Here is an 11,809-nt window from a genome sequence, read left to right on the forward strand (position 1 = left end):
CAGGTGTCTTAGTACGTGCGAGAAGTGGTCCGACGGGTTGTCTTATGCGGGTTCGCGTACGGATTGGGCGGTGGCCGGAAACGACTCCTCGACCACCGGCGGCTTCAGGAGGCTGGTCCCCCAGGCGACCGCGACGGCGACCAGGGAGAGGATCAGACCGATGATCACGGTGGCGGAAACGCTGTAGTTGTTGATCGCGACACCACCGGCGAACGCGCCGAACGCGATACCGACGTTGGCCGCGGAGACAGGCAACGACTGCGCGAGCTGGCCACCGGGGCCGGCCAGAACGATCACCCGCACCTGCAGCGAGGGCACAATGCCATAGAAGGACAGCCCCAGGGCGAGCAACACGAGCGCGACGAGCCACGCGATCGAGCCGGCGAAGTAGAGCGCCAGCAGGGAGACCGCGATGCCGATGGACCCGATGATCAGGGTGCCTCCGGCGTTCCGGTCGGCGAACCTGCCGCCGCTGAACGAGCCGACCGCCGTGGCCCCGCCGTAGGCCAGGAGGAACACACTCAGCATGGCTCCGGAGATGCCGGTGACCCTCTGCAGGAACGGCACGAGGTAGGTCAGCGCCGCGAACACCGCCGAGAACACGATGAAGTTCAGGAACAGCACGGCGAGCACCCTGGGGGCGAAAGCGTACCTGGCCTGGTGGCCTGCACCGGCGCCGGCGGACGGCACGGACGGGATCAGTGCCACGGTGCCGATCAGTGTCACCACGGCGCCCGCGACGATCGCCATGAACGAGCCGCGCCAGCCGAGGGTCTGACCGACCAGTGTGCCCAGCGGCAAGCCGAGCGCCCCCGATATCGCGACACCGGAGACGACGATCCCGATCGCCTTGCCCATGCGCTCCGGAGGGACGATCGACATGGCCGCAATGAACGCACCCGCGATGAACAGGCCCTGCAACGAACCGATGAGGAAGCGCAGCAGGAGGAACAGGCCGTATACGTGGGTCAGTACCGCGACCAGGTTGCACGCGATGAACAGCGCGACCGCGCCGATAAGGACGATCTTCTTTTCCAGCTTGATCGTCAGCGCGGTCAGGATCGGACCACCGAGGGCAAGGCCCAGCGCGTACACGGTCACCAGGTGGCCGGCCGAGGGGATGGTCACCTGGAGATCGGCGGCGATCCGGTCCAGCACGCCGACTACGAGCAGTTCGCCACTGCCCAGTACGAACATTCCCAAGAACAGCGTAGCCAGGGCCAGGTTGGTCCTGGCTGGGCTCAACGCCGTTTGCTGGATGCTCATGTGCGCTCTTCCTTATGTCGTGTTGAGTGGAGTCGTCGCGGCGAACGGGTCGGCTGACCCGTGTGCCCGACGTGACCGAGGATTGCCACGTCCTGTTCCTCACCGAACGAATGAGTCCAAGGGATTTGGTCACGTTCAGCGGCCATGGGTGATCAGAGTTCGTTTGATCGGCTGGCCGGTTTTGTCGTTAACACCGGGGTGAATGGGCAGTAGCCGTATTCGGCCCACCCGACTGTCTCCCGCGACCGGCCGTACTCGGCCCACCCGGCTGTCTCCCGCGACCGGCCGTACTCCACCGGGCGCGACCGGCCGCGCTCCACCGGGGTGGAGCACGGCCTACCCGTAACACATCGGTGATCATGAAATACAGTGCCGTTACGGGGTGCTTCAGATCGTTCGTCACACATCGATACGGGGCGCCATCGCCCTATTGCCGCGGGGGTCCCTCGGACCCGTTCATCGAGAGGACGTCTGGCCTCAAGGGCCCTACTTCCACTCGATGACCTGGAGGTAGTTTCCGTCGAGGTCGGCGAACGTGCCGAATTTTCCCTTCTCCCGGTCCTCGACCGAGATCCACTCCACGCCGGCCGCATTCAGCTGAGCCTCCACGGCGTCGAAGTCGTCGACGTGGAAGTTGATGATCGCGCGGCCCGGTTCGCTGTTCTTCGCCTCGACGTCGTCGCGCCCGTCGACGACCAGCAGGAAGCCGCCCAGGTCGATCGGGCCGTCGCCGGTGAACTCCGGCGCCAGCGCCTTGATGTACCAGGCACGCAGCTCGTCGGGACGGGTCGTGCCGAGCAGCATGCTTCCGGGCTTCAGCGTCGTCATGTCGAATCTCCTTGCTGTGTGATCACAGGTCGCGGCAACGGCTGTCGCCGCGCGTTCCGGTGCTACGTGAAATCGCGTTCCGCTGCCTCAGCGGTGCGCTTGATGGCCGCCAGTCGACGGTCCCAGTCGGCCGCGAGCGAGGACATCCACCGCGTGGCGGCGTCCAGGCTCTCGGGTCTCAGCGAGTACCTCACCTCGCGCCCGACCCGGCTGCCGGTGACGAGTCCGGCGGCGTCCAAGACGGCGAGGTGCTTGACGATCGCCTGCCGGGAGACGGGGAACTGCTCGGCGAGCGTCGTCGCGGTGGCCTCGCCCAGCTCGGCGAGGAGGTCGAGCAGTCCGCGACGGATGGGGTCGGCGAGCGCGACGAGAACGCCGCTGACCTCCTCTCCCGTGTCATCGGATTCCGCCCTCACACGGTCGACTCTTCGACGCGCTTCTTCGTCGCGCTGAGGACCTGCGGCCAGCCGCTGGAAAGGTCCTCGATCGTCTTGGCGCGCACCTCCTCGGACACGGCCAGCGCGGCGAAGCCGCTCTCGACCACGGTGAGGCGGGTCTTGTCACCCTCGGCGGACAGCGTGAACTCCACGAGGGTGCTGTTGCCCTCGGTCAGCTCCTGGCCAGGGGAGGCGGGAGCCCAGCGGTAGGCGATGTACGACTGCGGCTCGACCTTCACCACGCGTACCGGGAAATCGCCGTGCTCCGAGTTCCTGGCCACCGTCGACTCGCCCTCGACAGCGGTGGTGCCCTCGATGCTCTCCGGTTCGGCCACCCAGAAGCCGGGTGCGGAGACCAACGACCAGACGCGCTCGACCGAGGCGTCGATCAGGGTGTCGCGCTCGATCCGATCTTCGAACATGAGAAAACTCCTTCACGCGACGACATTAACGTGCAACCAGATTGTTGCACCTCGATCGATCGTCGTGCAACCTACTCGTTGCACGAGAGTCGAGGACGCCGGACGATCGGGGACGACTGGAGGCGGTCGGGGACGGTCGCCAGGGTTCTGCGTAGTTCAAACGAGGAGAACCTCCCCGAAGCCCACTACCGGCGGCGAGCCGGCAGCCGCCCCGACCGGACCTTCGACCCCGTCTCCGTCAGGGCGGCCGAAGCCGACGTCGAGCACTTCCGGCGATCACTCGCCGCGGAGCGGCGCTGCACCGTCACCGAGGCTTCGGCCAGGCTCGGCGTCTCGATCGACCGCTTCAAACGGATCGTCACCGCCGCCGGTCTGGCACCCGTGGCCACCGAGGAGATCCGGAAGTACGGCCGGATCCTCACCATCCGCTACTACCGCGCCGCTGACGTGGACGCTCTGGCCGACCACGCCCACGCGGACACCGAGCTACGCGCCGCCGCGCGAGCGGTCTCCCGCTCCGAAGCCGCGAGAAAGGCCGCCCAGACCCGCAAGCTGAACCTCGCGCGCACCGTCGCGGCGCGCGCGGAGATAGAGGCGACCAAGCCCACCCCCGACGCGGACTGCGTGCGGGTCCTCCTGTGGACCGCTGCGCTGATGGTCGCCGCCGGCGTCTGGCCGGGGCCTCTCAGACCCCTTCACCGCATGGCGGACCCCCGCGTCCCACCACTCACCGAGATCCTGCGCGATGCCCGCCTCCCTCGCGCCGAACTGGAGACGATGCTCGCCGAACTCACCCCGAGGTCAGCGGAGCTTGTGCGTCTCCTGGTCTCGCCCCAGGACGCGGAACGGGAGTCGGGTGTGCCCATCGAGATGATCCCGGCCGAGCTGCCCCGGTTCGGCGACCACCTACTGGCTCCCCTCCTCCGCGAGGCGGTCTCCTCACCCCCTCCCTGGCTGCTGCGGGCGCGGGCGGAGGTGGAGTCGCGACGAGCCGTCCACGCGGAGGAGCGGCGTGCCGTCGAAGAGGCGTCCCAGCGGCGCCGAGCCGAGCGCGCCCCCGTCGCGCTACGGCTCCGCGCCCGGCGCCTGGCCTGGGAGTGCCGCCGCTGGGGACACGCCACCGACGCGCCCCGCTTCGACGCGATCGCCATCGGTTGACCTGGGCTGACATCAAAGGATGCCGCGATATCCGATGGCTCGTTCATATCCGGACATGTCACAGTATGACGATGTCCGAAAAGGTGAACGCCCGCGAAGTCGTCCGAGCGGCATCATGAGCTTCGGTACCTACGCTCGCCAGGTCCGGAACCAGGATCTGGCGCACGGCCTGCGCTACGTCATGGCCGAACTCACAGCACACGAAGCGCTGCCCCTCGTACGCCGGGCGTGGCACGGCGACGCGGAGCGGATCGCGGACGTCTTCCTGGCCGCGCGTGGCCAGATGACCTACCTGCCGCGCCTGCACACCGACGAGGAGACCAGGGCCTGGATCGCCGGGGTCGTGGTCGCCCGCCACGAGACATGGGTGGCCGAACGACACGGCCAGGTCGCCGGGTTCGCCGCACTGGACGACCGGTGGCTGGAACACCTCTACGTCGCGCCGGAGGCACAGGGCCACGGCATCGGCTCGGCCCTGCTCGCCCAGGCCGGGAAGGTACGGCCCGGCCCGCTCGACCTGCACGTGTTCCAGCAGAACACCGGCGCCCGCCGCTTCTACGAACGGCACGGCTTCGACCTGGTGGCGCTGGGGGACGGCGGCGACAACGAGGAGAACCTCCCCGACGCCCACTATCGACGGCGAGCCGCGGCGGTCACCCCGGCTGACATCGACCGGTGAAACCGCCGGCGCGCCCCGCGTGCCCTGGCCGTCGCACTCGGCACCCCGGACGACACGCGTCGGCGAAACCGGTGGTGGTGATACGCCCCGGATGCGCGGCGCGCGGCGCGAAGCAACCGTCGAAGCCACCTTCCCGCCCGGCTCCCCCTGAGCCCTCGGCGCGGGGACGGGAATCTTCGACAGCCCTTCGCCGTGAAACGTGTCGCGAGTAAGAGGGAAACACCGAACCCGATCCGAGTGATCTTCTCGGTCCTCCGTGAAGTCACTTTGCCCGGCATCAAATACGAGAGGCGTTATGATCTTGAGCTTTCAATGCGATTTGACCGTATGCCCGCGAGAATGACGCCTTCCAAGCGATCTTCTAGGAGAGATCTTGCACAAGATGTTCCTCCGGTCAGCGGCTCCCGTCGCGGCGCTGCTCATAGTGACTGGATCCCTCTTAAGCGGAATATCCGGTATCACCCCAGGCGAGGCGTCGGCCGAAGCGGCTCGACCGCCTTCGCGACCGGCGCAGGCGGCTCACGCGCCGGCCAGTAACGCCAATGCCGTACCTCCCGGATTCGTCTACCGGGTCGGCCGGAACCTGATGCTCGACGGCAGCGCGTATCGTTTCGTAGGTTTCAACGCCTTCGGCATGACCGGCTGCGCGACCGGCACGCCATGGACGCAGACACAGCTCAACACCTACTTCGGCGGGCTTCCCGCGGCGGCCATGAGCCGCACATGGGCGTTCGAGGCGTACGGCTTCAACACACTCGACCTCATCGTCGAACGGGCGGAGGCCCACGGCCAGAAGCTGATCCTCTCGCTGGCCAACCAGGGGAGTGACTGCGGAGAGGCGGCCAAGGACGCCGCCTGGTACGCAGGAGGCTTCCGTGACGCCTACCTTTCGTGGGTGCGAAGGGTCGTCACCCGCTACAAGGACTCCCCGGCGATCGGCATGTGGGAGATCATCAACGAGCCCGGGCATCAGACCACCGGCGTCTCCACAACGATGATCAAAACGTTCCTCGACGAGACCGCCGCGGTCATCAAGGGGATCGATCCCCATCACCTGGTCGAGAGCGGAACCATGGCCGCCTTCACCACCGGGACGGGGACGCCCGCGAACTACGGCCTGCTCCACAGCGGGCCGGACATCGACGTCGGCAGCCTGCACGAGTACGACCAGGATCACAGCGACCAGGTCGTCTCCCGGCATCTCGCTCCGACCCTGTCCCAGCTCTACCAGCTCAACAAGCCACTCATCGTGGGAGAGACAGGAATAGTCGCGGGACCGGGCTGCACTGTCACGACACAGCAGCGCTCAGCCATGTTCACCCGGGAGTTCAACGGCTACTTCCTGTCCGGTGTGAGCGGCGTGCTCATCTGGACCTATAGCCCGAATCCCCGCAATTCCACGAATCCGGAGGATGCCTGTATGCACCAGGTCCGCCTCCCCGATCCCGACCCGGCCATCGCGATGGTGCGCGGCTACACGATGCCCACGCCGGTGTCGGCGCCGACCGGTGAGCGGCGGCTCGAACTGCTCAGTACCGGAAAGTGTGTCGCGGTGCCGAATACGGCGAACGGCACCGTGGCGGTTCAAAGTACGTGCAGCACGACGGCCACCAACCAGCGGTTCACGTTCCGGCCCACGACGAACGGCTTCTTCAAGGTCGTCGCCAAGCATTCCGGTAAGTGCCTCGACGTGCAGAATCAGAGCCTCACGCTCAGAGCGCTGGTCCAGCAGTGGGACTGCTGGACCGACGCGGCGAACCAGGAGGTCCGCCTCGAAGCCAAGGACAACGGCTACCACCTCCTGATCTTCCGGCACAGCGGACAGTGCCTGACCCTGAACGCGTCGGGCCAAATGCAGCAGTTCGACTGCAAGACGCCGGCCCTGACCAACCAGCAGTGGAAGATCAAATAACCTTCACCCACCGTCGCGCGACGAACCCAGGCCGACGCCCCGCTGCCGGCCTGGGCCGCTCTCCCGCTCAGCCCCAGAGCCGGCCCTCCGGCGGAGGGCCGAAGCTCAGCCCAGGTAGAGGCGTTCGAAAAAAGCCCCCCGCTCCGCGCGCTTGACCTCCGCGACCTTCTCGATGTCCCACCACTCGTACCCGTGGACATGGGCGACGGCCCGCAGCACTTCGAGCACGTCGGCGATCTCCTCCGCCACCCCGGTCGCCGAGGCCTCGCGCAGCTCCGCCGCCTCCTCGAACAGCTTCTCCAGCAGCGCCTGGCGATAGTCGGCGTCCCCGAGAACGGTCACCACCGGCTCCCCGCCACCCGCACGAATGATCTCCGGAATCCTGTCCCGCACGAGTTTCCCCACCTCAGACCGCCCCTTCGCGCACGTATGGTTTGGCTGAGCAAGGAACTCCGCGATATCGCCCGGTCAGAGCAGGCTCCGACCCTGCGGGGCGAGCTGTCAGCCCGCTGGAGCATCGTGGAGACGTCCTTCGCCGCCAGGATCGGCCGCAGCCTGATCGATGAGGGTGTCGCCGTGGACATGACCACCCTGCAGATCACCGACAGGCGGCGCCGCCGATCGGTCACCGGCGTCACGGACGCGGTCATCGGCTTCCAGCACGGTCTCTGCATGATCTGCGCGGAACCCATCACCCTGGGCATCGACGTCATCGCCGTCGACCACGTGTTCCCTTACTCGTTCATGAGGCTTCTCCGCCCCGGAGGCGGGGGCACGGCACCGGACCTGGACGCGGTCTGGAACCTGGCCCCCACACACGCATGGTGCAACGGCCAGAAGAGCAACCGGCCACCTGCTCCAGCGGAAATGATCAGGCTGGCTCAGCGAAACGAAGCCATCATGCGGTCACCGCACCCACTCAAGAAGACCCTGAAGTTGACCTTGGAGCGCAACGGATTCAAAGGAGCCCGGCCGGGCCAGTGGTTCACGTTCATCCAACACGTACGCGACCTTCTCTGACGCGCCCGTCCACGTTGAGGGGCCGGCCGTCCAGGGCTTCCCCGGCTGGAGCCCCTCTCGCGGGTAGCACGCCGGATCACGGGCAACGACCTGTCACGTTCGAGGACGTCGGAGTTCCCCGCGTTCGATGCCTCCGGTGAAGGCGTCGTACTCGGCGTCGGTGAACAGGTGCGGAGCCTTCTCCGGGTTCTTGGAGTCGCGCAGGGCCACGATGCCCTGGTCCAGGAAGGCGATCTGGACGCAGTTGGTGCCGCCACTGCTGAGGCTGCTGGTGTGCCAGCGGGCGTCGCGAAGCCGGGTTGCGATCCAGTCGGGGTCGAGGGTGTTCTTGTTCATGAGGGGTCCTTGGCGATCGCGGTGAGGAGCGGTATCGATGCCTTCGGGGAGAGTGCGTCGGACTTCAGCAGGTCGCTGGTGGTGCGGTAGAGCTCGACGGTCTCGGGTTCGTTCAGGTGCAGGGAGGCGCGCAGGGACTCGATGCACACGAGGTCGCGACCAGTGGGAAACGACATGAACATGAACGGGCCGTCCATTCCCGCGTGGGCTCCGGCGGAGAACGGCAGGACCTGGATCGTGACGGCGGGGTCGGTGCGGGCGAGGTGGATCAGGTGCTCGATCTGGGCGCGCATGCAGGCCCGTCCGCCGACTTCCTGACGCAGCAGGCCCTCCGGAAGCACGACCCAGATCTTCAGTGGAGGTCGGCGCTCCAGCATGGTGCGCTGATGCTCCAGCCGTAGTGCCACGAAGCGGTCGATGTCCTCCGGCGTCTTCCAGACTCTGCTGCCCTCGGTCACCGCGCGGGCGTAGCCCGGGGTCTGGAGAAGGCCGTGGACGGCGAGGGGGTTGAAGACGAACAGGGCGTCGGCGTTCTCCACCTGGGAGAGATAGTCGCCGAGCGGGTCGTCGACCACGCCTTCGTAGCGCTGCCACCAGTCGGCTTCACCGGCTCGGCGTACGAGGTCGCGAAGTGCTTCCCTCAGGGCGGTGTCGGTGATGCCGAAGACCTCGAAGAAGTGCGGAAGCTGCTGGATCCTGAGCCCTTGCAGTCCGTTTTCGATCTTGCTGACCGTCGAGAGGGACTGATAGCCGAGGCGGCCTGCCGCCTCCTCCTGGGTCCAGCCGAGAGCCTCACGGATGCGTCTGAGTTCCGCGCCCAGGCGTCGGCGTCGTGGCGTGGGTTCGACGGGCATGGTCACCTCCTTCCTCGTGGGGAGCGTAGTGCTCAGGACGGGGCAAGGAAATGCCATCCTTCCTGGAGGAAAGACTTTCTATGAAGCGGCAACGCCCAACCTGCACGTAGAAAGCTTTGATGGCCCGCGCCACGCGGCCGGTGTCAATGACAGCTCGGGCAAGTTCATGACGTACGCGCGCGGCGTGCGGAAGTATGACGCCGGACGACTGGACGTACGGTGAACTTCGGAGAACCACGCATGTCGCAACCTGGCTACTGGCGCGTGTCCGACGGCACTCCCGTGACGGCGGCGAGCAGCACGCCGCTCGCGCCCGGCTGGAGTGCTACCGGCGCTTCGGTGCGGCCCTGCCCGCCGATGGCGGCGTTCCCGCACTCGCCCCGCTGTATCAGGCCGCTGTCGAGCGTCGACGCGTACGCACCGAGAGTCCTCCCCGGCTCTGTCCCCGCTGTTTCGTGCAGCTTCCGTCGACCGGCGCCTGCGACTCGTGCGACTAGCGGCGGCCGAGCCGTGAGGAGCCGGCTCTCCTCCGTCGTTCGCGCACGACAAAGCCCTCGCCGACTCTCTCGGGTTGTCCTCAGAGCGGGGCGGACCGGCGGGTCACATGGGTGTTCGTCGCCTCCGCCTCGGCACGGAAAGGAAGAACCCCGGCTCAGCTCTGCTTCGCGATGACCTGCCGGTGGTAGTCGAGGTGATCCTGGCTGATCCCGTGATCCTGGATGACTCGGAGACGGCCGAGCGAGACACCGGATGCCGTGTCCGTCGTCGTGAGGTCGGCCTGGATGGTGATCATCCCTCGGTCGAACAGGACGTGGTGGTTGGGGCAGAGGCAGAGCAGGTTGCCGGGCTCGTCGGGGCCGTTGTGCGGCTTTCCGAGCGGGCGGATGTGGGCACCCTCGGCGTAGAAGCCCCGGTGGAGGGCGAGACGGTCGCCGCAGATCTGGCAGTGGAAGTCGTGCGCGCGCTTGATCTGCTCGGCGAGCAGGGAGTCGCGGATGACGCGCTCCACGACGGCCTCGCGACGGCTGGGCGAAGAGGACACCGCGTCCAGTCCGACCCTGGTGAGAAGCCTGTCGTGGTCGACGCCGTGGAAGTACGCGCTGAGCAGCCTCACGACGATCCGGGCCCGGATGTCCTCCCGGTCGGTGATGATCTCGTACGCCCACGGCCGCAGCCCGCTGTCCGGCTGGTGCTCCTTCATCCACTTCCGCGCGTGCCGACTACTGGCGGTCGGTACGTCGATGTGGCCGGGCAGATCCCAGAGGCCGTGGTGGTGGAGCCACAGCACGGGAGACTCCGGGTTGGGCCGGTCCTCCTCGAGACCGAACTCCTCGATGAGCCGCCCGAGTTCGCGGTAGGTGCTCTCCCACCGCCGCAGGCGTGGCTTGCCCTGGGCCGCGCGGCCGATCACCCAGAGCAGCGTCAACGGCTGATGCCTTTTCTGCGCACCGGTCGCGGGAGACACGGCGGGCTTGAGCGACTCGACCTTCCGCAGGAGGTCTTCGACAGAGGACACCTTGGCAGCCTGCCCCGGTTTCGTCACCTCGAAGCCCAGGCCGCCGAGCACCCGGGCGACGGTGGCGTTCCCGCCCGAGAACTCGTCAGGGCGCAAAGGCCTGCCACCGACTCCGCGGTGAGCGACTCCGGCGATCGCCTTGAAGTCGTACCGCCTGCCGCCGTGAAGGAGGAAGTAGCCGAGGGCGGGCCGGTAGCCGTACTCCTCGAGAAAAGCGTCGCGGCCCAGCTTGTCGAACTCGTCGATGGCGGCGAGCACCATCTCACGTCGAAGATCGGAAAGCGCCACCCCACGAGCCTATGCAGGTATCGCCGAAACTGCCGCTGATTTCGTGTGAAATCGGACTTCAAGTCGGCAGGAACACTGCCTGAATCCTTCGGCGGGTACCAGCCGTTCCTTGAGAGGTGCGCTTCGCCAGCAGCCACGTTCGCCAAGGACCCGGGATCGTCCCCACCGGCAGAGTTGAATCCGGTAGCTCGCGTATGGCGCGTTTGACGAGTCGGCAAACGCCGGCGAAGAGGCGGTGACTTCATGGAATCACCCGCGCGCTTTGAGTGACACAATTTAATCTTTACTCATGCTGGCTAAAGTAAAGGTTATGGAGCGCGAGAAGAGGACGCGTGCCAGGCGTACGGGGCCGGCGCGCATCTCCAGCAAGAACCAGGTGACCCTGCCTGCGGCGGTGTTGCGCAAGCTCGGTCTTCACGCGGGAGACTCGGTCGACATCACCGAAGATGACGGCCAGATCATCATCCGGCGGCACCGCAGCCGTCTCGACGGGGTGGTCGGCACCATCCCAGGCTTCGCCGAAGCCGTGGACGTCGAGGCGAGCCGCGAGAGCTGGGGATGACGGGTGCCGACCGTGATGCTCGACACCAACGTCATCGTCGGTCTGCTCGATCCCGACGACGCGCTGCACAGCCAGGCCCGCGACGCCGTTCGCCGCTGGGAGGACAGGACGGCCTCGTTCGCCATCTCTGTGATCACCTGGGGCGAGCTGCGGATGGGTGCGGTCCGCAAGGGTGTCGCGGCCGAGAGGATGCTCGAGGCGTTCCGTGCCGCCGTCGTCGATCGGATCGTCGGGGTGGACGAGGCGACGGCCGAGAGCGCTGCCCTGCTCAGGGCCGCGGATTTGACGATTCGGGTACCGGACGCCCTCATCATCGCGACCGCCCGTGGGGCGAAGGCCGACGCGCTGCTCACCACAGACCTGAAATTCCCGGCCATCGCCCCGGAACTCGTCGAACTGCTACGGCCGGGCTGATTCGGTGGAACATCCGCCATCCCCCGGTCACTGACCTGGTCCAGACCGCTCCGGTGATACAGGCTCTTCGACGTCACGCGAGGTGAGGATGCCCCCGATCGTTCCGGCCGCCGGGGC

14 protein-coding genes are annotated in these 11,809 nt (G+C 67.0%); 6 read left to right on the forward strand and 8 right to left on the reverse strand.

The genetic code is table 11. The features are described from left to right. Positions 1–42: 42 nt before the first annotated feature. The 4 genes from ACTOQ1_RS31985 to ACTOQ1_RS32000 form a co-directional block, all read right to left on the reverse strand. Complete coding sequence (locus tag ACTOQ1_RS31985) at positions 43–1,266, reverse strand: MFS transporter (RefSeq protein WP_440071695.1); 1,224 nt, start codon at positions 1,264–1,266, stop codon at positions 43–45. Between the two features lie 486 nt (positions 1,267–1,752). After that, the gene (locus ACTOQ1_RS31990; protein ID WP_362677032.1) at positions 1,753–2,094 is read right to left on the reverse strand and encodes a VOC family protein; all 342 of its coding nucleotides are present in this window, start codon (positions 2,092–2,094) and stop codon (positions 1,753–1,755) included. 62 nt (positions 2,095–2,156) lie between these two features. Continuing rightward, positions 2,157–2,510, reverse strand: a complete 354-nt coding sequence (locus ACTOQ1_RS31995; protein ID WP_440071696.1) for an ArsR/SmtB family transcription factor — start codon at positions 2,508–2,510, stop codon at positions 2,157–2,159. Further along, complete coding sequence (locus ACTOQ1_RS32000) at positions 2,507–2,953, reverse strand: SRPBCC domain-containing protein (RefSeq protein ID WP_440071697.1); 447 nt, start codon at positions 2,951–2,953, stop codon at positions 2,507–2,509. Before ACTOQ1_RS32000 ends, ACTOQ1_RS31995 begins: the two co-directional genes overlap by 4 nt. Positions 2,954–3,031: 78 nt before the next feature. Between ACTOQ1_RS32000 and ACTOQ1_RS32005 the strand changes: the two genes are divergently transcribed. From ACTOQ1_RS32005 to ACTOQ1_RS32015, 3 genes are all read left to right on the forward strand, one after another. Further along, a complete protein-coding gene (locus ACTOQ1_RS32005; RefSeq protein ID WP_440071698.1) occupies positions 3,032–4,111 on the forward strand; it encodes a hypothetical protein in 1,080 nt (359 codons plus the stop codon). 115 nt (positions 4,112–4,226) lie between these two features. Next, positions 4,227–4,790 (forward strand): N-acetyltransferase family protein, encoded by a 564-nt coding sequence (locus tag ACTOQ1_RS32010; protein ID WP_440071699.1) that lies wholly within the window; start codon positions 4,227–4,229, stop codon positions 4,788–4,790. Between the two features lie 382 nt (positions 4,791–5,172). Continuing rightward, positions 5,173–6,702, forward strand: a complete 1,530-nt coding sequence (locus ACTOQ1_RS32015) for an RICIN domain-containing protein (protein WP_440071778.1) — start codon at positions 5,173–5,175, stop codon at positions 6,700–6,702. Between the two features lie 105 nt (positions 6,703–6,807). Here ACTOQ1_RS32015 and ACTOQ1_RS32020 read toward each other — a convergent pair whose 3' ends face one another. Next, entirely contained in the window at positions 6,808–7,044 is a 237-nt protein-coding gene (locus ACTOQ1_RS32020) for a hypothetical protein (RefSeq protein WP_440071701.1), read from the reverse strand. 87 nt (positions 7,045–7,131) lie between these two features. On the opposite strand from ACTOQ1_RS32020, the gene ACTOQ1_RS32025 reads away from it, so the two are divergent. Then, positions 7,132–7,722, forward strand: coding sequence for a hypothetical protein (locus tag ACTOQ1_RS32025; RefSeq protein ID WP_440071702.1), 591 nt, complete (start codon positions 7,132–7,134; stop codon positions 7,720–7,722). Between the two features lie 93 nt (positions 7,723–7,815). Here ACTOQ1_RS32025 and ACTOQ1_RS32030 read toward each other — a convergent pair whose 3' ends face one another. From ACTOQ1_RS32030 to ACTOQ1_RS32040, 3 genes are all read right to left on the reverse strand, one after another. After that, on the reverse strand, positions 7,816–8,058 hold the full coding sequence (locus tag ACTOQ1_RS32030) for a DUF397 domain-containing protein (RefSeq protein WP_440071703.1): 243 nt from the start codon (positions 8,056–8,058) through the stop codon (positions 7,816–7,818). Continuing rightward, positions 8,055–8,912 carry a helix-turn-helix domain-containing protein gene (locus ACTOQ1_RS32035; protein WP_440071704.1) on the reverse strand — a complete coding sequence of 286 codons (858 nt, stop codon included), beginning with the start codon at positions 8,910–8,912 and terminating at the stop codon, positions 8,055–8,057. Before ACTOQ1_RS32035 ends, ACTOQ1_RS32030 begins: the two co-directional genes overlap by 4 nt. A gap of 652 nt (positions 8,913–9,564) precedes the next feature. After that, entirely contained in the window at positions 9,565–10,716 is a 1,152-nt protein-coding gene (locus ACTOQ1_RS32040; RefSeq protein ID WP_440071705.1) for an HNH endonuclease, read from the reverse strand. A gap of 310 nt (positions 10,717–11,026) precedes the next feature. On the opposite strand from ACTOQ1_RS32040, the gene ACTOQ1_RS32045 reads away from it, so the two are divergent. Beyond that, entirely contained in the window at positions 11,027–11,278 is a 252-nt protein-coding gene (locus ACTOQ1_RS32045; RefSeq protein WP_440071706.1) for an AbrB/MazE/SpoVT family DNA-binding domain-containing protein, read from the forward strand. A 3-nt stretch (positions 11,279–11,281) separates the two neighbouring features. After that, on the forward strand, positions 11,282–11,692 hold the full coding sequence (locus ACTOQ1_RS32050) for a type II toxin-antitoxin system VapC family toxin (RefSeq protein WP_440071707.1): 411 nt from the start codon (positions 11,282–11,284) through the stop codon (positions 11,690–11,692). Positions 11,693–11,809: the final 117 nt, after the last annotated feature.

Origin of the sequence: Streptosporangium sp. OZ121, from assembly GCF_051918885.1 — a bacterium.
Classification (GTDB): Bacteria; Actinomycetota; Actinomycetes; order Streptosporangiales; family Streptosporangiaceae; genus Streptosporangium.

Coding starts and splice junctions, on each gene's coding strand:
- ACTOQ1_RS31985 (WP_440071695.1), bottom strand. CDS start 1,266: ATGAGCATCCAGCAAACGGCGTTGAGCCCAGCCAGGACCAACCTGGCC.
- ACTOQ1_RS31990 (WP_362677032.1), bottom strand. CDS start 2,094: ATGACGACGCTGAAGCCCGGAAGCATGCTGCTCGGCACGACCCGTCCC.
- ACTOQ1_RS32000 (WP_440071697.1), bottom strand. CDS start 2,953: ATGTTCGAAGATCGGATCGAGCGCGACACCCTGATCGACGCCTCGGTC.
- ACTOQ1_RS32010 (WP_440071699.1), top strand. CDS start 4,227: ATGAGCTTCGGTACCTACGCTCGCCAGGTCCGGAACCAGGATCTGGCG.
- ACTOQ1_RS32015 (WP_440071778.1), top strand. CDS start 5,173: ATGTTCCTCCGGTCAGCGGCTCCCGTCGCGGCGCTGCTCATAGTGACT.
- ACTOQ1_RS32025 (WP_440071702.1), top strand. CDS start 7,132: ATGGTTTGGCTGAGCAAGGAACTCCGCGATATCGCCCGGTCAGAGCAG.
- ACTOQ1_RS32030 (WP_440071703.1), bottom strand. CDS start 8,058: ATGAACAAGAACACCCTCGACCCCGACTGGATCGCAACCCGGCTTCGC.
- ACTOQ1_RS32035 (WP_440071704.1), bottom strand. CDS start 8,912: ATGCCCGTCGAACCCACGCCACGACGCCGACGCCTGGGCGCGGAACTC.
- ACTOQ1_RS32045 (WP_440071706.1), top strand. CDS start 11,027: ATGGAGCGCGAGAAGAGGACGCGTGCCAGGCGTACGGGGCCGGCGCGC.